This is a genomic window from Aeromonas sp. s8 (assembly GCF_040907785.1).
Taxonomy (GTDB): Bacteria; Pseudomonadota; Gammaproteobacteria; order Enterobacterales; family Aeromonadaceae; genus Aeromonas; species Aeromonas veronii.
Genome location: NZ_JBFOCL010000015.1, coordinates 20,886 through 44,170 on the forward strand (window position 1 = coordinate 20,886; position 23,285 = coordinate 44,170).

Here is a 23,285-nt window from a genome sequence, read left to right on the forward strand (position 1 = left end):
ACAGTTTCCATAACTTCCATGACCTGTCTCTCTTATCGACCACACTGCTGCCATTCCGTAGCAAAAATCGATAATACAAGCAGAAAAACCCGTATAATATCAAAAATAATCAAAGAGTTGTCATCGATTATCCTGGCTTTAACCAGTCATTAATCCAGCAGAGAGAGCCCATCATGGCCATCGCCATTATCCCGGCCCGGGGTGGTAGCAAACGCATTCCACGCAAGAATATCCGCCCCTTTTGTGGCCAGCCCATGCTCGCCTATGCCATCCAAGCGGCGCAAAAATCGGGCTGTTTCAGCAAGGTGGTGGTCTCTACCGATGATGAGGAGATTGCCGAAGTTGCTCGTCAACTGGGCGCGGATGTGCCATTTCTGCGGCCAGCCAACCTCGCCGATGATCACACCGGTACCACCCCTGTGGTGATCGACACCATCCAGCGGCTCGACCAGCTCGGCATCCAGGCAGAGCACTACTGCTGCATCTATGCCACTGTCCCGCTTATTCAAGCCGATGACTTGAAGGCCGCCCATCAGCGACTGATCGCAAGTAATGCTCCATTTGTCTACACCGTGGCCGAATTCGGCTTCCCTATCCAGCGCGCCGTGCGCATGGATGAGCAGGGCCGGGTAACCCCCTTCTGGCCGGAGCAGATGGCGAAACGCTCTCAGGATCTGGAGCCTGCCTATCAGGATGCAGGCCAGTTCTATTGGGGGACGCGGGCTGCCTGGTTGGGCGGGATCAGCCCCATCGGTGGAGAGGGGATCGGCCATATTCTGCCAAGACACAGAGTGGTCGATATCGATACGCCGGAAGATTGGCACCTGGCCGAACTGCTCTATCAAGTGCTGGCCCAAGATGACGTTTAAGGTTGCCTTCCGGCTCGACGCCGGCACCGAGATTGGGCTGGGTCATCTGATGCGCTGTCTGGCCATCGCCGATCGGCTGAAAACGGCTGGCGCCGAGTGCCACTTCCTCTGCCATCAGCTACCTATGCACCTGTTGCCACTGCTGCACTCCCACCAACATCACGCTCTCTGTGATCTGGACAATGCAGGCCCCTTACCCACCTTGCGCCCGGAGTGGCTGGTGTGTGATCACTACCAGATTGATCGGCAAATCGAGCAGACACTGGCAAGTCACTGTGGTCAGTTGCTGGTGATCGACGATCTGGCCGATCGCCCTCATCATGGTCAGTTGCTGCTGGATCAGGGGCCACTACGCAGCACAGCCGATTACCAGTCACTCGTCTCTGCCGACTGTCGGCTGCTGCTGGGCACCGACTATGCCCTGCTGCGCCCTGCCTATCGCCAGCTAGCACGCCAAAAGGCCAGCCGGTGGCAACGTGGCCTCATCTGCTTTGGTGGTGCCGATCCGGCCGGAGCCTGCCTCATCACCCTCAACACGCTGGCTCGACTGCCATGGGCTAAAACCGTCAGCTGGACTCTGGTAGCCGGTGGGGCAAACCCTTTCTGGCCCGAGCTGCAACAAAGGGTCGCCGAACTGCCCGATCTGCAACTCACCCTGCTGCGTCAGAGCGACCAGATGGCCGACCTGATGAGCCGACACGACTTCGCCATCGGCGCTGCAGGCGGCATGACCTGGGAGCGAGCCTGTCTCGGCCTGCCGACCCTGGCGGTGCCCATCGTCGACAATCAGCAGTTCAACGACGAGGTGATCGCCCGCTTCCAGTTGGCCGAACGACTCACGCTGAGCGAGCTGGCCGAGCCTGAGCGGCTGATGCAGGCCCTGCAACGCCTTGAATGGCAGGCAGATGACTATCGCCGCCGCGGTCAACAACAGGTTGACGGGCTGGGGCTGGATCGGCTCACCGCCTGGCTGCTGCCACAATCCGATTATCAGCTGTTACCTGATGGTCAACAGTGGCAACTACGCCATGATGACCAACTGCTGCTCACCCTGACTCTGGACGGTCAGCATCTGACATGGCAGGCAGCCCGGCCACTTCAACCAGCGGAGTGGCAAGAGCTGGCACATCGCTTGCAAACAATTTTCTCCCAATCTCCCCTCTATCTTGCCGAGCCACCGCAGATAGCGCCCCCTGCCCCCTGGCAGCCGGCGCTGCAAGGCTGGCAACTTGGCACAGGAATCTGAACACAGATGCAGATCGATCATCGCCCCATCAACCAGGAACAGGCCCCCTATGTGATTGCCGAACTGTCGGCCAACCACAATGGCAATCTGGACCGCGCCCTGGCCATCATGACCGCAGCCAAAGCAGCGGGTGCCAGCGCCGTCAAGCTGCAAACCTACCGCCCGGATACCATCACCCTCAAAAGTGATCGACCGGAATTTCAGATCCACGGTGGTTTGTGGGATGGCCACAGCCTCTATGACCTTTATGAGTGGGCGCACACCCCGTGGGAGTGGCACCAGGCGCTGTTTGCCAAAGGGCGCGAGCTGGGGCTGACGGTCTTTAGCAGTCCGTTCGACTTCAGCGCGGTGGATCTGCTGGAATCCCTCGACTGCCCGGCCTACAAGATCGCATCCTTCGAGCTGGTGGACTTGCCCCTCATCCGCTACGCCGCCCAGACCGGCAAGCCGCTCATCATGTCCACCGGCATGGCGAACGAGGCCGAGATCGCCGCCGCGGTCGATATTGCGCTCAAGCATGGCAACGGCCAGCTGGCCCTGCTGCACTGTGTCAGCGGCTATCCGGCGCCGGCAGCCGAGTACAACCTGCGTACCATCCCCATGTTGCGCCAGCGCTTCGGGGTCGAGGTGGGGCTCTCCGATCACACCCTCGGCTCTGCCACCGCCATCGCCGCCACCGCGCTCGGGGCCACCCTGATCGAGAAACACTTCACCCTGGCCCGCGCCGACGGCGGACCGGATTGCGCCTTCTCCATGGAACCGGCCGAACTTACCGAACTGGTAGCCTCGGTCAATACCGCTCATGCCGCCCTCGGTGTGGCAGATTACCAGCTCACCGCCAGTGAACAGGGTAACCGCGCGTTTCGCCGCTCCCTCTATCTGGTCAAGGAGATGGCCGCCGGCGAGCAGCTCACCGCAGCGCATATCAAGTCGGTGCGCCCCGCCCTCGGCCTGCCCCCGGCCGATTACGATCGGCTCATCGGCAAGCGGGTCAACCGCAGCCTGAGTGCCAATCAACCGCTGAGCTGGGAGTGGATAGATAACGATGAGTGATGATCTCTTCAACCAGCACGGCAGGCTCATCAGCCAGCGCTGGCCCGCCCTCTGGCCCCGCTTGCTGGCACAGGACGTTGAAAGCCTGCCGGCCGAGCTGACCGAAGGGCTCGGCTCCACCCTAAGCCTCCACGGCATCCAGCTCACCAGCCGGCACGATCGGGTGAAAGAAGCCGAGCTGCAGGCCGCCAGCCTGCCCGAGCAGCCGGTGCTGCACCTCTACGGCACCGGGCTCGGCGATCTGCCGCGCGCTCTGCTGGGGCGCAGCAGCCTCAAGCGGCTGGAAGTGAAGATCATGAATGGCGCCCTGTTTGCCCTGGTACTGCGGCTGCTAGACCAGCAGGACTGGCTGACTGACCCCAGGGTCGAGCTGATGATGGCCGGCGACGAAGGGGAGGTGCGGCTGCCCTTCTTCGCCCTGCCGCCCGAGCTGCTGCTGGTAGAAGATGCCGCCGCCCGCATCCGCGACCGGCTGGTGAGTGAAATCGACTTGCCGTTCGCCCGGGCCAGGTTCGACGCCGAGCACCCCGACATCACCCGGCGGCTGGCGGAAAACCGCGATCTGCTGGCCGGCGACGGCGATGTGGCATCCCTGTTCGGTCTGGCTCAGGGCAAGCAGGCGCTGATCGTGGCGAGTGGCCCAACCCTGCAGCACAACCTGGCCACCCTGCAGGCCCAGTTGCAGCGCCGTCGGCAGGACTACCTGCTGATCAGCGTCGATACCGCGCTGGCGTTTTTGCTCAGCCACGGTATCCGGCCCGACATCGTCGTCACCATCGATGACGCCATCCACGGCAACCGGCTGCCCGCCGCCCAGTCGGCCCAGACCACCCTGGTCTATTACCCCACGGTTCCCACGGCAGCCCTGCTGGCCTGGCAGGGGCCACGCATGACCGCCTACTCCCGCAGCCCCATGTATCAGCAGCTGCGACAGACGCTCCCCAAGGGCGTGCTGCACTCGGGCGGCAGCGTCATTCATCCCGCCGTGGATCTCGCCGTGCAGATGGGTTGCCGCCAGGTCATCCTGCTGGGCACTGACTTCGCCTTTCCCGGCGAGCTCACCCACTCGGGCTGGGCCGACGGTGCGCTCGGCCCCAGCGCCGGGCAGGCACTCAGCTGGGCCCTCGACGGTCATGGCCGGCGGGTCAAGACCAATCCGAACTTTTCCGCCTACCGCACCGAACTCGAGCGCTACATAGCGCGCCACCCCGAGGTGCAATTCTGGAACTGCAGCCGGGAAGGGGCGGAGATCGCCGGCTGCCGCTATCACCCGGAGTACGTGCAATGAAAAACGGTCAGCTCACCCGTCTCACCGCCCTGGCGCACCAGTTTCGGCTGGGGCAGTCGGTCGCTGCGAGTCAGGCATTGCCGGAACTGCTGCAAGAGGTGCTCACCGAACAGGGCAACCTGCCACCCGGACTGGTAGCCGCTCTGCTGCAGTGCCAGGAGCGCCAGGACTGGCTGGGGCTGGCCGACTACCTCGAATATGAAGTGGTGCACTGCCTGTCGACCCCGACCGGCGACACCACCACAGGAGACCATTGATGATCAAGGCCATTTCCAACGCCTCCGAGAAAGAGCTGTCACGTCGTCAGACCTTCAGCGAGTTGCTGCACACCAGCCCGCTGCCCGCAGCAGAGCTGCAGAACAACCTGGGTCTCTACCTCAAGCGCCAGTCGCTCTCCCGCATTCTTTTCATGCACGAGCTGTATCAGAAGATCGTGCCGGTTCACGGCGTCATCATGGATTTCGGCACCCGCTGGGGTCAGAACCTGGCGCTCTTCTCCTCGTTTCGCGGCATGTATGAGCCCTACAACTACAACCGCAAGCTGGTGGGATTCGATACCTTCAGCGGCTTCCCTTCCCACGCTCCGCAAGATGGCAGCGATGCCGCCATCCGGCCCGGTGCCTACGGGGTGACGCCGGGCTATGAGCACCATCTGGCCCAACTGCTCGCCGCCCATGAGGCGGAAAGCCCGCTGGAGCATATCGTTAAGCATGAGCTGGTGAAGGGGGATGTGACCGAGACGCTGCCGGCCTATCTGGCTCGTCAGCCGGAGACCATGGTTGCGCTGGCCTATTTTGACTTTGATCTTTACGAGCCGACCCGCCGCTGTCTCGAGCTCATCAAGCCGCACCTGACCAAGGGATCGGTGCTGGCATTCGATGAGCTCAACTGGCCCGCCTTTCCGGGGGAGACCCTGGCCCTCAAGGAGGTGTTGGGGCTGGATCGCTACGCCATCCGCCGCACTCCGCACAACCCGGGGCCAGCCTATCTGGTGATCGAGTAGTCCGGTTGCGGGCTGATGCAACGCAGCAGCCCGGCATCCAGCAGCATCCGCGCCAGCGGCTCCACCCGCCAGAACGGCGTCCCTATGGTCTCGGCAATCTCGAACAGAGTCAGCTTGCCGTCGCTGTAGGCCAGCAGATTCATCATCTCCCGCACCTGCCAGCCCGAATAGCGGGTCGACAAGTCCGGATAGAGCCCCCGCTTGCCGAGCTGGGGTTCGCCCAGCACGGTGACCTCGCAGCGCTCGTCCAGCTCCAGACACTCGATGGCGCGGCGCAGCGCCATGAAGCCACCGGCCAGACCGGCCGGCGTCACCAGCGAGAGGTCATCGAGCGAGGTGTGGTACTCGGCATAGCAACCGTATCGGCTGCGCATCATCGAGGTGACCGGCAGATCGATGCCGGGCGCGCACAGCTGCCGCTCGTTGGAACCCCGCTCCAGGAAGCTGTAGGCTTTATAGCCCGGTGCCAGATGGCAGAGCACATGGCGACCGATGCGATCCGCCAGCGTGTTGCCCTGGCGGGAAGGGAGGAAGGAGTAACTGCGGTCATCGCCAAGACAGGTCAGATTGAACCCGGCCAGGGTGCGCAGCTTGAGCTGGTCCAGATGGCGGGAGAGATAGACGATGGCCCCCAGGGTTTCAGGCACCAGCATCAACCGGTAGCTGTAACGACGTGTGGGCAGTGACGCCAGCCAGGCCATCAGGAAGACACCGACACAGGGGCCGGAGAGCTCGTTGTTGGCCATAGAAGGGTGGCAGGTGTAGCTCGACAGCAGGATCTCCTGCTCGCTCTCCCCCGGCAGCACCCAGTCACCGTAGGTGAGCGAACCCGGGGCTAGGGTGGCATCGATTACTACCTGATACTCTCCCTCCGGCAGCGCCTCTCGCAGCCGATGGGGCAGACAGAAGCCCCAGCGGCGCTTGTAGTAGGAGGTCACATAGGGAATGGCGTCCGGCTGCTCGGGCAGAGAGTGAAGATGGGACTGAAGCTCGGCCAGCGAGAGGGTGCAACGCACTGGCTCCGAGTAACCGACCAGATGCAGATTGTGATCCAGGAAATCCACCACCCTGCGTCCATCCGGCCCCACTATGTAGGCCTCCCGCACATTCCACTCGTCAGGCACTGTCCAGTCGAAGCACTCGGTGCCGCTGGCCACTTCATGGATCTGCAGCTCGGGCAGGCAGTGCTCGCGCCACAGGGCCAGCGACTGCCGAACCCCGTCCCCGGTCAGGCTGCGGTTGAGCGGAAACAACAGGGTGAGCAGCCGATGCAGCTGTTCACCGATCTGTGTCTGGTCGTCCCAGTCGGTGGGCAGATAACCGCTCTTGGGTGAAAAACTCATGGGGTGGGTGCCTCGATCAATTCGACAATGTGGCCAAGGGGGCTCAGGAAAAACTGGACGTGGGCGCCGCCAAACGCGATGGCTGGCTGGCTGGGCCCGAGGGGAAGATGACGCTGGGCCCGCAGTTTTTCGGTAGCCATTGCCAGGTCAGCCACCTCATAGGCCAGATGATTGAGCAGGTTATGACGGGTACGTAGCGCCTGACTGACGGGACTATCATCACTGGCCGGTGCAATCAGTTCATAGCAAATCCCCGCATCATCATAGGCAAAACAGATATGCACCCGCTGCAACGGATCGAGCACCGACTCGCTAAAGCGGGAAAGCCCGAGGGTCTCGCAGCAATAACGTACGCCAAGATCCAGTTCGGCCACCACCAGTCCAATATGGTGCAGTTTCATCTCCCCTCCCTGATAAGCGCATGGGGATGGACAGCGATCAGCTCTTTTGCCACCGCGGCAAAGTCGGCGCAGCGAACTGCCCAGACAGGTAACCGGCCAAATAACCCCTGGTGCCATTTGTCCTGATTTTTAAGGGCTTCAACCAGACGGGAAAGATCTATCTCGCTGGCCAGATCGAGTCTTCGCACAAAGTAGTCACAATACCAGGGGCGCACCATTCCCTGCTCGCGGACATCCCCCTCAAAACGTTTCATAAAGCGATAATCGACACCTAGTTGCTGCTCGACATAGTGGGTGAAGGTAATGCGATCGGGATGACAGGCAAAACCGGCAATCCAGCCATCGTGAGCCGCCAACCAGGCGAAGGGGCTCTCTTCACCAAAGCAGTCATGACCCCCTGCTGCAACCACCTGGTCACGCCCCGCTCCCCATACCGCAACGCTGAAGATAGGATCGCGGGTCCGCGCAACCCCTGGCAGAGTGCGAAACTGCTCCGTCATCAACCCGACTTCACTGGGGGATGTCGCCCTGTCGAAACAGCTCTGGCGAGTCAGGCTATACGTGAATGTTGGCACCAGCAGAGTGCCCTCGTTTCCAAGCCACTCCTGCATCCCCAACCAAAAAGCATGCATGCCGGCTTCATTGCCCCGTCCAGGAAACTGGGCCACAGCCATGGCGTCAGTGTGAACCATGATAGCGCTCCCTCGTGCGATCCCAAGGGAGCCAAGAACATGAGAGAGAGCTTCAATCACAGCACAAGACCACGCCGCAACAGCGCATCACGAATGTCCTGAAGTTGCTTCATCGTCGCCAGCTCTTCAGGCTCGAAGCGTACCGAGAACGTCTGCTCAACCAGCAGCAGAAAATTGAAATGACCGAGCGAATCCCATTCCGGAAAGGCCCCAAGTCCCAACTGATAGTCGCCTCGCGTGACGGTTGCAGAAGGAAACTGCTGTTCCAACAAAGTGAAGAGATCAGTCATGGTGATAAAACTCCAAAAAAGGCAAATTCAGCTGTGCAAGCGCCAGACTATGGTAATGCTCATGGGAAAAACGGGCGGGATCCGGATTATCACAGGGGGTCAACGGCAGGGATGCCAACCATGTCAGCGCAGGTTCATTACGTGCACAACGATTCGAGCCAATAACCAGACGCTCGATCCCCGCCTCGCGCAATGCAGCCGAGACTCTATCCAGTAACCAATATTCGAGTCCTCTGGACAACACTCTGCAACTCAGAGCCAGCGTATCGAGCAATGCCAGTTTGGGCGTGATGTTTATGATCAGCACCAAGCCAACCAAGCCATGATCGGCAAAGCGATCCTGCAACGACACTAGCCAGCACCAGCCAGACTGCGCCAGCCGTTTGAGCTCGCTCGCCTCATATCGCTGACAGGAGAGATTAAACTGGTTGGTTTTATGGATGATCTGCTCGGCACGAGCAAGGTTATCCACCGCCAACGGCTGTATCGCCGCACGCAACGACAAGGAGGCGAGAAAATGTTGTTCACTGCCAACCTCGCTACGTAACCGGGCGGCGTCTGCCAATGCCAGATAGGAGGCCTGACGAAGAGCGTCATCACCACTGAAGATGCGCGAGAACCCCCCATAAGTGAGCAAGGTTGTAGGCCATGCCCAAATATCTGCTGGTGGTTCAATGACATCGACTTGTGGCAGGGCATGGCGAACTTCAGCCCTTTCCAGGGGGGAATCATCCCAGAAGACCAAGGCCTCAAGCCCCAGATTGAGGCTGGCAGCAATATGTCGCAAACCTTGAGATTTAGAGCCCCAACCAATGGCAGATGCTGCAATATTTCGCCTTTTGAGTCTCATGGCGCCATGTTGCTCAAACACCAGCCAAACATCTGCAGGCTCGTTTTTAGAGCACAATGCCAACAACACGCCGCGCTGATACCAGTAAAGCGCCGCATCCTGAAACGACTGATAGAGTTTGCCGAGACCGTCCTGACCAAGGTAAAGGCCAGTCAACCCCTCTTCACCCACTACCCCCCCCCACAGGGTATTGTCACAATCGAGCACCAGCACCTTGCGTATTGGCGCCTGATCGAGCATCCAACGCGCGGCAATCCAGTCGGCAAGGCTGGTCAAGCCGTGCATCGAGAGAGGACAAGAAAGAAGGTAACGATTACGCTCGTCCACACAATGGGCTCTCCCCTGCTCAGAAAGCCAGCGACTCAGCCCCAAATCCCTAATGTGGTGACGTGCAAGTACTCGGGTAAAGCAGACATCCAGCTGCATCATCCAGGGATGAAGAGCGCCACTCACACCGCCTCCTTGCAGTGAACAGGCACCGAGATAAAGATGAGGGAACCCCCGCAGTGGCGAGAGCAATGCTTCCAACCAGGTGTCAATGGTCTCGGACAAGGCAGGTTCATCCAAGGAGTGCCAATGCTGGCATTCGCTGTCGGTCAGCAGTTGCTCCCAAAACCAGAGCACCAGATGTCCGTCACAAGCGGCCATCGGCTGCCATTGACCTTGAGGACAAAATTGCAACTGTGCATGTCGGGCCAAAGGAGCCCATGCCACATTACCGGGCATGAGAAATGCGGTGGATGCCAGGGAAAGGGTGGCCATATATGCACCTGAAAGGATTAAATACTTCTATATCATACTGTTAGGGGATGGAGATGAACAGCACCATCTCCATCCGACATTCAAAGACTAGCGCTTGAACACATCCAGGCCAGTAAAGTAGGTGGTATCATGGCCATCGAACGCATCGGCATAAATTACTTTGCTGTCCTCGAAAAATAACTCCAGTATTGCCTGCGCCTCTTTTATTTTGCCCGCCAGCACCTCGGGTTCTGCCGCCACCTGCGCCATCATCAGGGTGATGATATTGGCGTAGAAATAGTTTATTGACCCTATCAATACTCGGTAAAGATGAGATTCTCGGCTCTTCAACAGATAAAGCAGATAGTCGTGATGGCGTTGCATCATGGCCAGCACTGCATTGTGTTCACAGGCAACTTGACGCCAGTCATCACGGAACTTGTCAACCAGCTCGTTGAACAATGGCACCTGCAACGCAGCAGCAAAATCAAAACTGCCCATGTCAAAAGGCTGGAAACATGTGGCCATCACTTCATCTATGAGTGCGATCTTGTCGAGTTCTGGCCATTCGGGTTGCAACGATTCAACACGTCGAGGTGCAGCTCCTTCGATATAAGCGCCGTCACTACTGTTGACGCATTGCATCTCAGGATAATCTTGCAATACACACTCCATATTATGAATGGCCAGTCCAAATAGATGGTTGATACGCACTTCGTCGCCAAAGTTACCCGGTGCCGGGAAAGTATCCTTTAAATTCGCCTGGTATTTTGCCTCTTGCTTGTCGTTGTAATAGAGACTCAGGCTGGAGTGATGCTGTCCAGCTGTTTTATAGCCATTGTCTATGCCAAACAGATACACCTGCTTGAAGCCAAGCAAGGCCGCATAATTGAGGCCTGTATTACCGACGAACGGGTTGGAAAATTCTATAGTATCGTACTCGAATGCCTGACCAAACGCGCTAATCAGCATGGAGAACATTGGCTCGTTGGGCTTGAATGCCAATCCTGTTTTGCGAAAGAAGCGCTTGCATTCAGGATGGATGACATCAACGCTCAGGAACACCGTATCCTTGATAAAGTCATCGGCATTGAGGATGCTAAGAAAATCTGCAGAACTTTTGGTGCGCTCCACTGCAACGTAGATATCCGGTTTTACGCCAGCTTTGTAAAGCGCGCTCACCGCTGTACCGCAGGCAATGATGATGGCCTGCTGCTGATGCTGCCGGATGAACTCGATGCTCTGATCCAGCGAAGGGCCATTACCGATCACGAAGACCGGCACCTGCTCGAAAGTACTACTATTACGCCATCGTTTAAGAAATGGGATACCGTCTTGCAGATGGGTGTGGCTATGAGCCAGCGCATATATATTGTCATCAAAAAATCCCCACCCTGTTTTGAGCAGATAAAACTCACTTTCCACTTGTGTAATCAAGGAGTGGAGCGTGGGAGAATGATAATGGCAGAACGAGAAATAGCTTGCCGACCAGAATGCGCCCTTGCGATGCAACGCCTCCATCATGTCTGCTACTAAAAGTTTTTCATCAACACCGATAAATAGGTGCAGACTGATCGACTCCTTCTCCATGTATTCCAGTAAGTGATGCCAATCAAAGCAGAAGAGCGAAGCATAAAACATGTCAAGATCAGGTTCGAAAGCAAAAAGATTTTTGATCTTGCATTGTTCATACAAGCAACCAAGCTGGTAACCCAAACCAATGCCATACATCAACGCCAGCGGAATATCGGTATGCAATAACGACTTGAGGCGCAATCCTTCCAAAGCTGACTTGTCTTTTAATTTGGATATCTCATTATTGTATTTGATATGAATCTGGCCATCGATATACCACTGCGGCGCGAAATCGATACATTGCAAGACGCTGTTTTCAATTATGTCGGCAATCTGCTCCTGCACCTCACGCAACGGATCTCTACCATAAAGAGAAAGACCATCATCCAGCCATAGAATATTAGGAACACCGTTTTCATTACAGAAAAAGCGAAAAGGCCTGACAGGCTGGTACCCCTTGAAAAATTGATGAATTGTGGGCATATATTTGGCAAAAGCAGCCATGTTGATTTCATAACGCAGCGGGAGTACTTCCTGCATTGCTGCCTCTTGCCGCTTTTGTTGCGCTAGTCGGGCCAACTCATTTTCTATATCTGTAATTTTTTGATGAATATCCATGTAGCACTAACCTGCGTTCAGCTTGTACATATCAGATGCTCGACCTGCTTTTGAAAATTTCCACAAAGCTGCCTCAGTCTGATTCTTTGCATTTTCTATCAGATCATGTAGGGTTTGAAACTGCATCAATGCTTGCTGGTGCTCCATATCAATCACTACATGTGGCTGGATATGCTGGAAAACAGCATCAAGGAGAATGAGATAATGATCGATCAACTGTTCAGCCGTTTGCACATCCTCCTGTTCGAACAAGGTCAGTAACTCTTGACCAGCTGCGATTAATTCTGGCAAACGGTTATTACTCATTCGGCTCGGCCCATCTTTTGTTGAGCCAAGGCCTTGTCACGCTCCTCGACAGGAATGGCATCCCAACCGCTTTTCACGGTCAGCATCAGATTCATAACCTCATCGACAGCTGTAATATCCATATCACGGCTAGCATCCATCATTCGAATTTTCATATAGTCATAAAGGGCAAAAAGATCTTCGGGAACCTTACCATAAGATAGATCAAGCGAATCTTGCAGCCCGTTGATGATGGCCATGGCTTTGGAGATAGATTGGGATTTTTGCTCAAAATCTCGACGTTCGATGGCACCGCGAGCCTGAGCCAGACGCTCCAGGCCCCCTTGCATCAAAAGTTGAATCACGCGGTAAGGATCAGCGACTGCCAATTCGGATTGCAGATTCTGGGTGGTATAGGCTTTTATATTTTTACGATACATATGAGACACCACTCATCACTTCAAATTAACTATTTTGGGTATTCAGCAGATTCAAATATGAAGCCGACTTGTTCATCTTGGCCAGCATAGCATCCAGGCTTCCGTAACGGGCCCGCAAGGTCTCCTGATATTTGGTCAGCTGAGTGGCAACATCTGACTCTTTGCGGCTCACTTCACGCAGATCTGAATTCAAAGAATCTTCTCGCTTAGCCAGCAAACCACCGGTCTTGGAATAGGTTTCCAGCTGGCTGGCCAACTGACCTGCGACCCCATCCTTGCCGCCAAAAACTGCCACGACCTGATCGAAATTCTTGTCGATAGCCTCGTTGAACTTGGTATCGTCGATAGACAATACCCCCTTGTTATCCATCTTTATACCCATCTGGAAAATCGTTGAGTAAGTAGAGGACTTTTGTGAGGGCTCGGTGATAATGCCATTCATCATATTGACCACGGCACGCGTCGTTGCATCCCCCGCCAGAGCACCGCCATCGTTCTGGCTCTTCCCTGCCACTATCGAGTTGCGCTTGCCAAGATCATTACTCTTCTTAACCAGTGCGTTGTAACCGTCAACAAAGCTTTTGACCATGTCCTTGATGCCAGCTTTGTCGGTGGTCACGTCAACTTTGTTGGACTTGTACGTCTTGGTCACCGAACCATCGCTTGCAGTCGTACTCGTACTATCTGATTCCCTCAAAACTGTCAGTTTGAGGCCAACTATAGTGCCATCAAATGTGTTGGTAGCACTGGTCAGCGTATTTCCATCTACCTTGATTTGAGCATCTTGCGCGGATTGAGTTTTTGACAATTTAGAAGTGAAGTTATCTGCCAACTCAGTGGTACTTCCGGTGATCACCAGATCCTTGCCACTCCCACTCACCCCAGAGTCAATAACGAGTTTAGATTTACCATCAGATGTGTTCATGATGTTGACATTAAGACCAAAATTATCACCATCATTATTGATGCGTTTACGAATGGACTGTAACGAGTCCCCAGCTTTCACATCAACATCAAAGGTTTTATCACCGGCCTTAAACGTCAAAGTTCCATCTTGAGTGATCATTGGAGTTGTCGAAGAGTCAAAACTGCCTTCAAATTTGCTAGTTTTCGCCAACTTTTCGACAGTTATATCGTATTGCCCGTTAGAGGAACCCGTTTTGCTCTCCACCTTAAGCACCGGATTATCTTTATCCTGGGTAATATTAATCGAGCGTTTGTTGAACGCATCATCCTTGGACATGGCTTGGAGTGTCGTCACAAAAGAGGCGATGGCCGATTTCAACTGCCCAACCCCTGAGAGAGTGATCTGAGCATTGGTCTTCTTGGTGGTGATGGGCTGCATCAGCTGTGCCTTCTTGGCATTGACGCTTGCAGCAATGACAGACTCCAGATCCAGCTGTGAACCCGCACCAGCAGACGTAATAGTGGCCATTCTCACTCTCCTCGTAAAACTTGCGTATTAAATCTCTTTATCAAGCAATAATCCGACTCTTGAGCCACCACCTATAACATCACCTTCACGCAGATCCTTGAGACGCTTGCTGATAGCCAGCAACTCTTCACTTGGGATCTGACGGATCATTGACTTGGTATTGGCGTCCATCACCTTGATAACAACTTGCTCGAGATCCTTTTCGACGCTGAAGTTGACGGTCCATCCCTGTAACTTGCTGAACTCCTGCAAGTTTTGTACCTCTTTTTCAATGTCCTTATCAGAGACATCAGACTTGCGAACCTTCTCTTTGGCTCGCTCCTCTTGTTGCTTTTCCACATCCTGTGTCATCACCCGCTGCTCTTCCGCCATGCCAGATAGCACTTGAGCGGCCGATTGGCCGCTCTTGCTACTTGACTGAAGAGAAGAAGGAGTGACCGATGAGGGGATTCCAATGTCATTGGCCATATCGTCGCTCCTTTTCTATCTCATCACTGCCGGTTAACCCAACAGGGACAGAGCAGATTGCGGTCTTTGGTTGGCTTGTGCCAAGATGCTGGACGCCGCCTGCTGCAGGATATTCTGCTTGGTCAGGTTGGCTGTTTCTGTCGCAAAGTCTGCATCACGGATACGCGAACGTGCAGCACTCAGGTTCTCGGACACATTGGACTGGTTGCGAATGGTGGAGTCAAAACGGTTTTGTACCGCCCCCAACTCTGCTCGCTTGCTATCAACTGCCTTGATCATAAAATCAAGGTTAGCCATCGCAAGCTGAGCTCCACTTGCTGTTTTGATACTGCTAACACTAGTCGTGGTAGCTGCGGTTGTTCCCTTGGTCACAGTATATTTATCTGCGGATGCACTAGACGCGACTGTCGCGCTACCCTTTGTCGCTTGAGCAATCCCATTCATACTGAATGCGGATGTCATTTTGAAAGAGATGGTCTGACCCGCATCAGCCCCGACTTGGAAAGTTCCCTTATAGCTACCATCTAATAATTTCTGGCCACCAAAAGTTGTGTCCTCGGAAATACGATCAATTTCTGTAATCAGTTGATCATATTCCTGCTGCAAAGCAACACGATCATCTGTGTTGTTGGAACCGTTTGCAGATTGTTGAGCCAAAGTACGCATCCGTTGCAACATGGAGGTCACTTCATCCATCGCACCTTCCGCAGTTTGCGCCACAGAAATGCCATCGTTAGCGTTACGATTACCTTGATCCAAACCGTTAACCTGTGAAGTCAAACGGTTAGAGATCTGCAAACCGGCAGCATCATCTTTAGCTGTGTTGATACGAAGGCCGGATGCCAACCTGGTATAGGAGGTATCCAGCGACTTGTTAGTGTTCATCAAGTTACGCTGGGCGTTCAGTGATGAAACGTTAGTGTTAATGTACATGGCCATAAAATATTCTCCCGAAGAACATGCAACTGCAGGTTGCGTCGTCTAAACAAAACGACGGCCCACCGTTTGAAGAGAAGGTTGAACATGCCTGTCTCTTCAGGCGGGTGTCTGTTTGAACGAACAGGCCACCCGCAGTAGTGCAAACGTTGGATTCCGAACACCCCTCGATTGCTTCACTTTATTTAACGGCAGTGCAGAGACAAGCTTTAGGAAAATTGTTGCCTAAAGCGGCAAGTTTTCTCCGTTAGGCGGCAATGGAACGTAAACAAAGCGACTTAGCCCGACAACCAAGCACTGACGAAGACTCACAGCAACGGGAGGGAGGTCATTGGCATGGTTCATGCTTGGTACTGACAGAGTGCCGTCAATTTGGCGACACAATAAAAAGAGGCCGGTGAACCGGCCTAAAGATGAGCATATGCTCAGGAGAATATGACCAAGCGTGACAGAACTGAACAGCTGGACAACACTTGGCATTACTAGTAGAGAATTATATCTCTCCCGATAGAACAGAGTGCGACCCGAACACCCCTTTGTTCCATCTCTTGACCAGGGCGGCCTGAACAACCGCCCTGTTTTCTTTTATTAACCTTGCAGCAACGAAAGGGCAGACTGGGGGCGCTGGTTGGCCTGACCCAAGATTGTAGAGGCAGCCTGTTGCAAAATGTTTTGTTTGGTCAGATTGGCGGTTTCTGTCGCAAAGTCTGCGTCACGGATCCGTGAGCGAGCTGCACTGACGTTTTCTGAGACGTTTGCCTGGTTGCGAATGGTTGAATCAAAACGGTTTTGCACCGCCCCCAATTCTGCTCGTTTGCTATCGACAACTTTGATCATGAAGTCTAGGTTAGCCATCGCCAACTGAGCTGCACTCGCAGTCTGTATACTGCCAACGCTGGTCGTTGTTGCTGCTGTTGTTGATTTTGTGACCGAATACTTGTCGGCTGTTGCAACAGATTGAACGGTGGCACTTCCTTTAGTGGCTGTCGCTATTCCATTCAATGTAAAGGCGGATGTCATCTTAAAAGTAATTGTCTGTCCTGCATCCGCACCTACTTGGAAAGTACCAAAATAATTCCCATTCAATAAATTTTGACCACCAAAAGTAGTATCTTTTGCAACTCGATCAATCTCGGTAATCAGCTGAGTGTACTCTTGTTGGAGTGCGACTCTATCGTCAGTATTATTGGAGCCATTGGCAGATTGTTGAGCCAGAGTACGCATACGCTGAAGCATGGAAGTAATCTCATCCATCGCACCTTCAGCAGTCTGAGCTACAGAGATACCGTCGTTGGCGTTGCGGTTACCCTGATCCAACCCGTTGATTTGAGAGGTCAAACGGTTGGAAATTTGCAGACCCGCGGCATCATCTTTGGCGCTGTTGATACGCAAACCAGATGCCAGTCGAGTGTAAGAAGTATCCAGTGATTTGGTCGTATTCATCAGGTTACGCTGAGCGTTGAGTGATGAAACGTTAGTGTTGATATAAAGGCCCATGACTATTCTCCTAAGCTATTAAATTTACTCTTCTATTTGCTCTGGCTTTATTATTTTCTGTGCCCGATGCGTCTTATTTAACGGCTCGTTTTTGGATGTCTTTAGCATTTTTTTCAACGCTTCATCGCATTAACGCCGCTTACCTTATATATCGGCGAGTCGAGGGGAAACTTAAGGAAAAAATCGGATCTAAACCAGTGACAGACTCAACCTTCTGAAGCTCGCCAACGGCGGAGAGCTATGGGCACGCACGAGCCTAGCCCGGTTCATGCCGCGAGAAAAAATCCGTCCCGACTCTCAATTTTGTCGAGCACTGTTGGCGATTGGGCTCACCAGCCCCTAAAATCGCGGCCCCATCAACAATTTGGCGTGAGTTGTTCTCCATGCAGACACTGGTTGAGCAGATTGTTTACATCAGCGACATGTTTGGTACTGCGGTATTCGCGTTTTCAGGGGTATTGGTGGCTGGCCGACTCAGAATGGACGGGTTTGGCGTCATGGTTTTGGCGGCGGTCACTGCCATCGGCGGCGGCACCATCCGTGACATGATCCTGGGAGCTACCCCTGTATTCTGGGTGCGCGATCCCCTCTATATCTGGGTCGTCATTGCGACGGCGCTGATCGGTATGTGGATGGTCAAACTGCCCCGCAGGATGCCCTGGTATGTACTGCCGGTGGCGGATGCCTTCGGACTGGCCCTCTTTACCGTGATCGGTGCCCAGAAGGCCCTCAACTTCGGCACCCCGGGGCTGATTGCCGTGATCATGGGCACCATGACCGGGGTAGCCGGTGGCATGATCCGCGATGTACTGGCGCGGGAGGTCCCCATGGTGCTGCAAAAAGAGATCTATGCCACCGCCTGTATCCTCGGCGGCATTCTCTATACCCTGGCGCTGGAGGCAAACATGGACAGGGTAACGGCCATGCTCATCTGCATGACGGCCGTGTTTGGCCTGCGGGTCGCGGCTATCTACTGGCATCTTTCGCTACCGACCTTCTCCCTGCAACGCAATTGAGAGCAGGCCCACAGCGTCATCATGTCGCTGTGGGCCGCGCGTTGAACCAAATAGGCTTTTCTGTTGTCATAGAAGCAGTCGTTGTTAGCCGGAACTTCTCATGCGAAAAATCGGTATGCTTACCACCCTCCTCCTGGCGAACGTGACGGCAGCCCACGCCGAAGCACAAGTGGTATTTGGACGACTGGCCTCGGCGCCGGTGCAGCAATTCAACCAACAGATACGCCAGGCAAGCCATCAACAGCAAAACTGGGTTAATGACTACCGTGAGGTCGCTCTGCGATTCGTCGGTCATAGCGACACACCCAGTCGCATCCATGCCCAGCAGCTGGACAATGATCTGGTGCTCTCGGTCGCCCTCGACGGCAGCAAGAGCGACATGATCTACATCCTGACCCTCTATCGCAGCAACAACCTGTGGCAGATGCGGGAGGCAGAAATGGGCTGGCGTTGTCAGGGGCAAGACTCTTTTACTCCGGTTCCCTGTCCCTGATAGTCATTACTCACTCTGTGAAATAAAAAAATCCGGCACATTGGCCTAATGCCAGTCAGTTCAACATGACTTAAGCTGTCTTGATTGGCTTTTTTTCACACTATATTTTTGTGACCTTACGTTCACGCAGCGTTAACTCCGCGCCCTTCGTTCCGGCAGCACAAACTGCCCCACCAGCTTATCCAGCTCAGTTACCGGCTTCGGGATAGTCCCCGGTGACATGTGCGACATGCAGCTCAGTTCATGGATGAGAGACACAACGCGATGTAAAAACGCAGTTGGCTCTCAGCCATCTTCACCATCAGGAGTAGTTAACCAACTTTCTGGTATTCGGGGTTTAGTATGAGGTGTAATGATGTGGTTTTTCAGCTGGCAAACAATGGGGACAGACCCACTATTTGCCCTGCGCCAGAACGTGTTATTTACAGGATTGTTCGGCCTGTTCATGGCATCTTGGCTGCGGCGCAAGCAGCTTAAACTTACCCCGTGGGAACAACTTGCTTAGCCCCGCGGCAATGAGTTTGCAGTCTGGTCAGAACCTTCCCAGACCTGATGATACAGGGCGCTACTTCCGCCCTTTTTCTCTTGGATTTCATGCCACCATGGCACTTGCGCCATGTATTTCTTGCTACAGGATTGCTGCTCTCCCCTCAATACTGTTTTGCGACCAGCGCCCTGTTTCCAGCAAGTCACGGCAGGCATAGTGACCCTTCGTTTTTGCCAAGGAGGTTCAGATGTCATCACCCGTGATTGTGATTGCCCAGCTTGAAGCCAAACCCGAATTCGCCCCCCAGTTTCGCGCCGCCCTTGAGCCACTGATTGCGGCCACCTTGCAAGAGGCGGGTTGCCAGCGCTATCAGCTACATCAGGACTTGGACAATCCACACAGCTGGATGCTCTACGAGGTGTGGGAGAGCGAAGCGGCCCTCACCGCCCATCAGGGCCAACCCCACTTTACCGAGTTTGTCGCCAAGGCCGAGCCCTGGTTTGCCAGCAGCACCATTCGCCGCTATCAGCCACTGGGCGCCTGACTGGCCCTAGAGCCTGTTTCTGTTCAGCCCATCAAGGGCCAACCACCACCCCATTGAGGAACAAGATGATCAATATGCCACCCATGGGTCTGGGCACCTTCCGCCTGAAGGGCGAGCCGCTGCTTGCCACCCTGACCAACGGTCTGGAGCTGGGCTATCGCCATATCGATACCGCCCAGATCTATGACAACGAAGCCGAGGTCGGCGCCGTGCTGACCCGCAGTGCCATTGCCCGTCACGAGATCTACCTGACCACCAAGGTGTGGACCAGCGAGTTTGGCCCGGGCAAGCTGATCCCGAGCCTTGAGGTGAGCCTGGAAAAACTGGGCACCGACTATCTGGATCTGGCGCTGATCCACTGGCCCTCCCCCAAGGATGAGGTGCCGATGGCAGTCTATCTGGAGCAGTTGGCCGAGGCCAAGGCCCGGGGCCTGAGCCGGGAGATCGGGGTCTCCAACTTCACCGTGGCCCAGCTCAAACAGGCTATCGAGATTTTGGGGCCTGGGGCCATCGCCCACCAGCAGATCGAGGTTCATCCACTGCTGCAAAACCGCAAGGTGGTCGAGTTCTGCAAAGCCCAGGGTATCGCCGTCACCGCCTATATGCCGCTCGCCTATGGCAAGGTGCTGAGCGAGCCGCTGCTGATGGAGATTGGCCAGCGCCACGGGGTATCGGCGGCACAGGTGTCGCTAGCCTGGCTGCTGGCGCAGGGCATGACAGTGATCCCGAGCTCCACCAAGCGGGAGAATCAGGCTGCCAATCTGGCCGCTCTTGATATCACTTTGAGCTGCGAGGAGATGTCCGCCATCGCCACGCTGGATCGGGGCGAGCGCTGCGCCAATCCCGACTTTGCCCCCGCATGGGACTGACGCGAAAGACGTGAGACTAACGCGAAAGAAAGGCCGGCTCTGCCAGCAAGCCAGATAAAACAGGGAGAGCATCATGCTCTCCCTGTCTCTTTTCTTGCCTCACGCTTTGCCGCGCTTGCTGAACGTCCAGTCGCCATATTGATGCCAGATGCAGCGCCGCAATCAGGGCGCGTTCTGGCAAAGGGCGGGATCGAACACTTGCTTCCAGTCTGATTTCATATCGACCACCACCCAGCCCCGCGCTTTTGCCTGCGCCAGCCCGTCGATCAGCTTGCCGCTGACTGGCGGATGACTGTCGTAGGCGTATTCGCGCTTGGCATCGGTGTGGTGCACCAGCAGGCCGAAGGTGTGGTAATCCGGGTTGGTCGAGGTGTATTGCAGCATGGGCACGTCGCCATCGCTGTTGCCAAAGGCGCCGACCGGACGCTGCCCCATAAAGAGGTGAATGGCGGCCGGTTTCGCCTTGCTGTCATCGAAATAGGCGCCGTTCATGGTCTTGCGGATCTCGCTGCCCTCCCCGGTCAAGGCAAACTCGCCGAGGGTAAAGGAGCCAATCACCTGCTGGGGCGGGATGCCATACATCTGCTCGGACATCACCCGCATAAAATCGATGCCACCGCCGGAGACAATCCAGGTCTGGAAGCCATTATCCCGCAGATACCCCAACAGCTGCTTCATCGGCAGATAACCGAGCTGATCGTAGTGGCAGCCAAAACGGGGATCCTTGCTGCTGTTGATCCAGCGAGTGACCCGCTCGGCAAACTCGGTGGTAGTCATGCCGCTGTGGGTCAGTCCCACCAACTTGGCGAGCCCCTTCTCCCCCGATTTGGCCACGGCTTTGAGGTCGTTGTTCAGCACTGCCGCGACGATGGGGTCAGCCTTCCACTCCGGGTGTTCCGGCGCCAGGCGCTTGATCTCGTCCATCGCAAACTGCAGCTGATAGGTCATGGGCGCTTCCGGCCAGAGGGTGCCGTCATTGTCAAACACCACATGGCGCTTCTCTGGCGGAATAAAAGTGGCCTGCTGCTGATCGGTGGCATTGGTCACCCAGCGGGTAATCGCCTGCTTGGCCGCCGTGTCATTCCAGGCAGAGAGGGGATCGCTCTGGCCAGCCTGTACCGCAAAGGCGCCGCACAGCAGCAAAAGAGAGGAGAGTCGATTCAATATCATCATGTTACCTGTCAGCTGGATATTGCCTGTCGATGAAAACGCACGGCCATCACACCACCGGCGCACATGGGTTCAACACACACGGGTTTCACAGGGAAAATCCTATGGCGGCCAGCTTGTACTGGAGCTTAAGCAAGCTCAGAAAAGGAGCAGCGGTCATCCCGTTCTGCGAGGCAGATCACTGCGTTGCGCTCACGCCGCGGGCAACACAACCCCCTCCCACTCATCGCCATTGCTGCTTATTTGGCAAAAGTAATTTGATGTCACCGTCATTTTTGCCAACAAAACCCATCGGCATACTGGCGCCATTCTCCCGTCGGGAGTCCCAAACCAAGGAGTTGTTATGCCACTGGCGTTATTTGCCCTTACCCTGAGTGCCTTTGCGATCGGCACCACCGAATTTGTGATCGTGGGGCTTATCCCTACCATCGCCGAGCAGCTCAATGTCTCGCTCCCCTCCGCGGGCCTGTTGGTCAGCCTCTATGCCCTTGGGGTAGCCATCGGCGCCCCTGTGCTCACGGCGCTGACCGGCAAAGTGCCGCGCAAGTGGCTGCTGGTAGGGCTGATGGCGCTCTTTACCGCCGGCAACCTGCTGGCCTGGCAGGCCCCCGGTTACGAGAGCCTGATTGTGGCCCGCATCCTGACCGGATTGGCGCACGGGGTCTTCTTCTCGGTGGGCAGCACCATCGCCACGGGTCTTGTGGCCAAAGAGAAGGCGGCAAGCGCCATCGCCATCATGTTCAGCGGCCTCACCGTGGCGCTGGTGACCGGCGTACCGCTCGGCACCTGGATTGGTCAGGTCTTTGGCTGGCGTGAAACCTTTCTGGTGGTAAGCCTGCTCGGTTTGGTCGCCATGGTGGGTAGCCTGCTGCTGATCCCGAACAACCTGCCCAAGGGGGCAGCCTCAACCATCCGCGAGCAACTCTCGGTACTGACCCAAAAGCCGCTGCTGCTGGTCTACGCCAAAACCGCCCTCGGTTATGGCGGCGCCTTCACCGCTTTTACCTTCCTCGCCCCCATCCTGCAGCAGGTGAGCGGCTTTAGCGCCAGTGCGGTGAGCCTGATCCTGCTGGTCTACGGGGTATCGGTTGCCGTCGGCAATATCTGGGGTGGCAAGCTGGCCGACAAGATGGGCCCCCTGCCTGCACTGAAGCTGCTGTTTGCCGGTCTGGCGCTGGTGCTGCTGGCCCTCACCTTCACCGCACCCCATCCGGTGCTGGCGGTGCTCACCGTGCTGGTGTGGGGCGCCTTTGCCTTCGGCAACGTGCCGGGTCTGCAGGTACTGGTGGTGAAGCAGGCCGAGCTGCACACCCCCAAGGCGGTGGATGTGGCATCGGGCCTCAATATTGCCGCCTTCAACGTCGGCATTGCGCTCGGCTCCGTGGTCGGTGGCTTGGTGGTAGAGCACCTCGGCCTGATGCACACCCCCTGGATCGGCGCCCTTATCGTGCTGCTGGCCTACGGGTTGACCCATGTCAGCGAGCGCCGCGAAGCCCTCCGGCTCGCCGCCTGTCAGGCATAAGCTGCGCCAGCAGGCGTCACGCAAGGGCGTGGCGCCTGCTGCAATCGGCGCGGCAGGCTTCTATGCTGTGACACAGCGACAACCCGGCAACCATTTCAGCAACTGTTTCAGTAACCAAGCCTGCCCCCTAGCATCATTTGCCACGGAGTCTGTT

The 23,285-nt window shown here is 55.8% G+C and carries 24 protein-coding genes and 2 pseudogenes; 12 read left to right on the forward strand and 14 right to left on the reverse strand.

Features of this window, described 5'->3' with window-relative positions:
- The first annotated feature begins 173 nt into the window (after positions 1-173).
- The 6 genes from pseF to AB5Y86_RS04100 are packed head-to-tail and all read left to right on the forward strand — an operon-like array spanning position 174 to position 5,459.
- Complete coding sequence (pseF, locus tag AB5Y86_RS04075) at positions 174-869, forward strand: pseudaminic acid cytidylyltransferase (protein WP_368192211.1); 696 nt, start codon at positions 174-176, stop codon at positions 867-869.
- Positions 859-2,115 carry a UDP-2,4-diacetamido-2,4,6-trideoxy-beta-L-altropyranose hydrolase gene (gene pseG / locus AB5Y86_RS04080; RefSeq protein WP_368192212.1) on the forward strand — a complete coding sequence of 419 codons (1,257 nt, stop codon included), beginning with the start codon at positions 859-861 and terminating at the stop codon, positions 2,113-2,115. The genes pseF and pseG overlap by 11 nt, the downstream gene beginning before the upstream one ends.
- 6 nt (positions 2,116-2,121) lie before the next feature.
- Positions 2,122-3,168: a pseudaminic acid synthase gene (gene pseI, locus AB5Y86_RS04085; protein WP_368192213.1), complete on the forward strand. Its 1,047-nt coding sequence runs from the start codon at positions 2,122-2,124 to the stop codon at positions 3,166-3,168.
- Positions 3,161-4,456: a motility associated factor glycosyltransferase family protein gene (locus tag AB5Y86_RS04090; protein WP_368192214.1), complete on the forward strand. Its 1,296-nt coding sequence runs from the start codon at positions 3,161-3,163 to the stop codon at positions 4,454-4,456. The genes pseI and AB5Y86_RS04090 overlap by 8 nt, the downstream gene beginning before the upstream one ends.
- Entirely contained in the window at positions 4,453-4,713 is a 261-nt protein-coding gene (locus tag AB5Y86_RS04095; RefSeq protein WP_368192215.1) for a hypothetical protein, read from the forward strand. Before AB5Y86_RS04090 ends, AB5Y86_RS04095 begins: the two co-directional genes overlap by 4 nt.
- Complete coding sequence (locus AB5Y86_RS04100; RefSeq protein ID WP_368192216.1) at positions 4,713-5,459, forward strand: class I SAM-dependent methyltransferase; 747 nt, start codon at positions 4,713-4,715, stop codon at positions 5,457-5,459. Before AB5Y86_RS04095 ends, AB5Y86_RS04100 begins: the two co-directional genes overlap by 1 nt.
- Here the strand turns inward: AB5Y86_RS04100 and AB5Y86_RS04105 are convergent.
- From AB5Y86_RS04105 to flaA, 12 genes are all read right to left on the reverse strand, one after another.
- Positions 5,441-6,802 (reverse strand): DUF4910 domain-containing protein, encoded by a 1,362-nt coding sequence (locus AB5Y86_RS04105; protein WP_368192217.1) that lies wholly within the window; start codon positions 6,800-6,802, stop codon positions 5,441-5,443. The genes AB5Y86_RS04100 and AB5Y86_RS04105 overlap by 19 nt on opposite strands.
- Positions 6,799-7,203 carry a VOC family protein gene (locus AB5Y86_RS04110; protein WP_368192218.1) on the reverse strand — a complete coding sequence of 135 codons (405 nt, stop codon included), beginning with the start codon at positions 7,201-7,203 and terminating at the stop codon, positions 6,799-6,801. Before AB5Y86_RS04110 ends, AB5Y86_RS04105 begins: the two co-directional genes overlap by 4 nt.
- Positions 7,200-7,895, reverse strand: a complete 696-nt coding sequence (locus AB5Y86_RS04115) for an AAC(3) family N-acetyltransferase (RefSeq protein ID WP_216978516.1) — start codon at positions 7,893-7,895, stop codon at positions 7,200-7,202. Before AB5Y86_RS04115 ends, AB5Y86_RS04110 begins: the two co-directional genes overlap by 4 nt.
- 56 nt (positions 7,896-7,951) lie before the next feature.
- Positions 7,952-8,185 (reverse strand): acyl carrier protein, encoded by a 234-nt coding sequence (locus AB5Y86_RS04120; protein WP_005346684.1) that lies wholly within the window; start codon positions 8,183-8,185, stop codon positions 7,952-7,954.
- Positions 8,178-9,797: an HAD-IIIC family phosphatase gene (locus AB5Y86_RS04125; RefSeq protein ID WP_368192219.1), complete on the reverse strand. Its 1,620-nt coding sequence runs from the start codon at positions 9,795-9,797 to the stop codon at positions 8,178-8,180. The genes AB5Y86_RS04120 and AB5Y86_RS04125 overlap by 8 nt, the downstream gene beginning before the upstream one ends.
- An 87-nt stretch (positions 9,798-9,884) precedes the next feature.
- Positions 9,885-11,969 (reverse strand): 6-hydroxymethylpterin diphosphokinase MptE-like protein, encoded by a 2,085-nt coding sequence (locus AB5Y86_RS04130; RefSeq protein WP_368192220.1) that lies wholly within the window; start codon positions 11,967-11,969, stop codon positions 9,885-9,887.
- A 6-nt stretch (positions 11,970-11,975) separates the two neighbouring features.
- Complete coding sequence (locus AB5Y86_RS04135) at positions 11,976-12,275, reverse strand: hypothetical protein (RefSeq protein WP_255912112.1); 300 nt, start codon at positions 12,273-12,275, stop codon at positions 11,976-11,978.
- Positions 12,272-12,694, reverse strand: coding sequence for a flagellar export chaperone FliS (gene fliS, locus AB5Y86_RS04140; RefSeq protein WP_236561953.1), 423 nt, complete (start codon positions 12,692-12,694; stop codon positions 12,272-12,274). Before fliS ends, AB5Y86_RS04135 begins: the two co-directional genes overlap by 4 nt.
- Before the next feature lie 25 nt (positions 12,695-12,719).
- Positions 12,720-14,129, reverse strand: coding sequence for a flagellar filament capping protein FliD (fliD, locus tag AB5Y86_RS04145; protein WP_236561954.1), 1,410 nt, complete (start codon positions 14,127-14,129; stop codon positions 12,720-12,722).
- Positions 14,130-14,156: 27 nt separating this feature from the next.
- On the reverse strand, positions 14,157-14,597 hold the full coding sequence (locus AB5Y86_RS04150; RefSeq protein WP_069556070.1) for a flagellar protein FlaG: 441 nt from the start codon (positions 14,595-14,597) through the stop codon (positions 14,157-14,159).
- A gap of 33 nt (positions 14,598-14,630) precedes the next feature.
- Positions 14,631-15,536 carry a flagellin gene (flaB, locus tag AB5Y86_RS04155; protein ID WP_236561955.1) on the reverse strand — a complete coding sequence of 302 codons (906 nt, stop codon included), beginning with the start codon at positions 15,534-15,536 and terminating at the stop codon, positions 14,631-14,633.
- 585 nt (positions 15,537-16,121) lie between these two features.
- The gene (gene flaA / locus AB5Y86_RS04160) at positions 16,122-17,030 is read right to left on the reverse strand and encodes a flagellin (protein WP_236561956.1); all 909 of its coding nucleotides are present in this window, start codon (positions 17,028-17,030) and stop codon (positions 16,122-16,124) included.
- A 383-nt stretch (positions 17,031-17,413) separates the two neighbouring features.
- Between flaA and AB5Y86_RS04165 the strand changes: the two genes are divergently transcribed.
- Entirely contained in the window at positions 17,414-18,046 is a 633-nt protein-coding gene (locus tag AB5Y86_RS04165) for a trimeric intracellular cation channel family protein (protein ID WP_005333975.1), read from the forward strand.
- Between the two features lie 100 nt (positions 18,047-18,146).
- Positions 18,147-18,539: a hypothetical protein gene (locus AB5Y86_RS04170; protein ID WP_144715513.1), complete on the forward strand. Its 393-nt coding sequence runs from the start codon at positions 18,147-18,149 to the stop codon at positions 18,537-18,539.
- A 70-nt stretch (positions 18,540-18,609) separates the two neighbouring features.
- On the opposite strand, the pseudogene AB5Y86_RS04175 reads toward AB5Y86_RS04170, so the two are convergent.
- Positions 18,610-18,823, reverse strand: a pseudogene (locus AB5Y86_RS04175) (IS4 family transposase); the annotation flags it as partial.
- Between the two features lie 23 nt (positions 18,824-18,846).
- Between AB5Y86_RS04175 and AB5Y86_RS04180 the strand changes: the two are divergent.
- The 3 genes and pseudogenes from AB5Y86_RS04180 to dkgB all read left to right on the forward strand — a co-directional run.
- Positions 18,847-19,044: pseudogene (locus tag AB5Y86_RS04180) on the forward strand (DUF6404 family protein); the annotation flags it as partial.
- Positions 19,045-19,273: 229 nt separating this feature from the next.
- A complete protein-coding gene (locus AB5Y86_RS04185; RefSeq protein ID WP_019446774.1) occupies positions 19,274-19,570 on the forward strand; it encodes a putative quinol monooxygenase in 297 nt (98 codons plus the stop codon).
- A gap of 65 nt (positions 19,571-19,635) precedes the next feature.
- Positions 19,636-20,439, forward strand: coding sequence for a 2,5-didehydrogluconate reductase DkgB (gene dkgB / locus AB5Y86_RS04190; protein ID WP_368192221.1), 804 nt, complete (start codon positions 19,636-19,638; stop codon positions 20,437-20,439).
- Between the two features lie 162 nt (positions 20,440-20,601).
- Here the strand turns inward: dkgB and AB5Y86_RS04195 are convergent, their stop codons facing one another.
- Positions 20,602-21,612, reverse strand: coding sequence for an HAD family hydrolase (locus AB5Y86_RS04195; protein ID WP_368192222.1), 1,011 nt, complete (start codon positions 21,610-21,612; stop codon positions 20,602-20,604).
- 340 nt (positions 21,613-21,952) lie between these two features.
- Between AB5Y86_RS04195 and AB5Y86_RS04200 the strand changes: the two genes are divergently transcribed.
- Entirely contained in the window at positions 21,953-23,131 is a 1,179-nt protein-coding gene (locus AB5Y86_RS04200) for an MFS transporter (protein ID WP_368192223.1), read from the forward strand.
- Positions 23,132-23,285: the final 154 nt, after the last annotated feature.

Bases quoted from the DNA above. Each gene is read 5' to 3' on its own strand.
- fliD (WP_236561954.1), bottom strand. From the start codon at position 14,129: ATGGCCACTATTACGTCTGCTGGTGCGGGTTCACAGCTGGATCTGGAG.
- AB5Y86_RS04130 (WP_368192220.1), bottom strand. From the start codon at position 11,969: ATGGATATTCATCAAAAAATTACAGATATAGAAAATGAGTTGGCCCGA.
- AB5Y86_RS04110 (WP_368192218.1), bottom strand. From the start codon at position 7,203: ATGAAACTGCACCATATTGGACTGGTGGTGGCCGAACTGGATCTTGGC.
- AB5Y86_RS04150 (WP_069556070.1), bottom strand. From the start codon at position 14,597: ATGGCCAATGACATTGGAATCCCCTCATCGGTCACTCCTTCTTCTCTT.
- flaB (WP_236561955.1), bottom strand. From the start codon at position 15,536: ATGGCCATGTACATTAACACTAACGTTTCATCACTGAACGCCCAGCGT.
- AB5Y86_RS04105 (WP_368192217.1), bottom strand. From the start codon at position 6,802: ATGAGTTTTTCACCCAAGAGCGGTTATCTGCCCACCGACTGGGACGAC.
- AB5Y86_RS04120 (WP_005346684.1), bottom strand. From the start codon at position 8,185: ATGACTGATCTCTTCACTTTGTTGGAACAGCAGTTTCCTTCTGCAACC.
- dkgB (WP_368192221.1), top strand. From the start codon at position 19,636: ATGATCAATATGCCACCCATGGGTCTGGGCACCTTCCGCCTGAAGGGC.
- pseI (WP_368192213.1), top strand. From the start codon at position 2,122: ATGCAGATCGATCATCGCCCCATCAACCAGGAACAGGCCCCCTATGTG.
- AB5Y86_RS04095 (WP_368192215.1), top strand. From the start codon at position 4,453: ATGAAAAACGGTCAGCTCACCCGTCTCACCGCCCTGGCGCACCAGTTT.
- AB5Y86_RS04200 (WP_368192223.1), top strand. From the start codon at position 21,953: ATGCCACTGGCGTTATTTGCCCTTACCCTGAGTGCCTTTGCGATCGGC.
- flaA (WP_236561956.1), bottom strand. From the start codon at position 17,030: ATGGGCCTTTATATCAACACTAACGTTTCATCACTCAACGCTCAGCGT.
- AB5Y86_RS04195 (WP_368192222.1), bottom strand. From the start codon at position 21,612: ATGATGATATTGAATCGACTCTCCTCTCTTTTGCTGCTGTGCGGCGCC.
- AB5Y86_RS04170 (WP_144715513.1), top strand. From the start codon at position 18,147: ATGCGAAAAATCGGTATGCTTACCACCCTCCTCCTGGCGAACGTGACG.
- pseG (WP_368192212.1), top strand. From the start codon at position 859: ATGACGTTTAAGGTTGCCTTCCGGCTCGACGCCGGCACCGAGATTGGG.
- pseF (WP_368192211.1), top strand. From the start codon at position 174: ATGGCCATCGCCATTATCCCGGCCCGGGGTGGTAGCAAACGCATTCCA.
- AB5Y86_RS04115 (WP_216978516.1), bottom strand. From the start codon at position 7,895: ATGGTTCACACTGACGCCATGGCTGTGGCCCAGTTTCCTGGACGGGGC.
- AB5Y86_RS04090 (WP_368192214.1), top strand. From the start codon at position 3,161: ATGAGTGATGATCTCTTCAACCAGCACGGCAGGCTCATCAGCCAGCGC.
- AB5Y86_RS04185 (WP_019446774.1), top strand. From the start codon at position 19,274: ATGTCATCACCCGTGATTGTGATTGCCCAGCTTGAAGCCAAACCCGAA.
- AB5Y86_RS04165 (WP_005333975.1), top strand. From the start codon at position 17,414: ATGCAGACACTGGTTGAGCAGATTGTTTACATCAGCGACATGTTTGGT.
- AB5Y86_RS04135 (WP_255912112.1), bottom strand. From the start codon at position 12,275: ATGAGTAATAACCGTTTGCCAGAATTAATCGCAGCTGGTCAAGAGTTA.
- AB5Y86_RS04125 (WP_368192219.1), bottom strand. From the start codon at position 9,797: ATGGCCACCCTTTCCCTGGCATCCACCGCATTTCTCATGCCCGGTAAT.
- fliS (WP_236561953.1), bottom strand. From the start codon at position 12,694: ATGTATCGTAAAAATATAAAAGCCTATACCACCCAGAATCTGCAATCC.
- AB5Y86_RS04100 (WP_368192216.1), top strand. From the start codon at position 4,713: ATGATCAAGGCCATTTCCAACGCCTCCGAGAAAGAGCTGTCACGTCGT.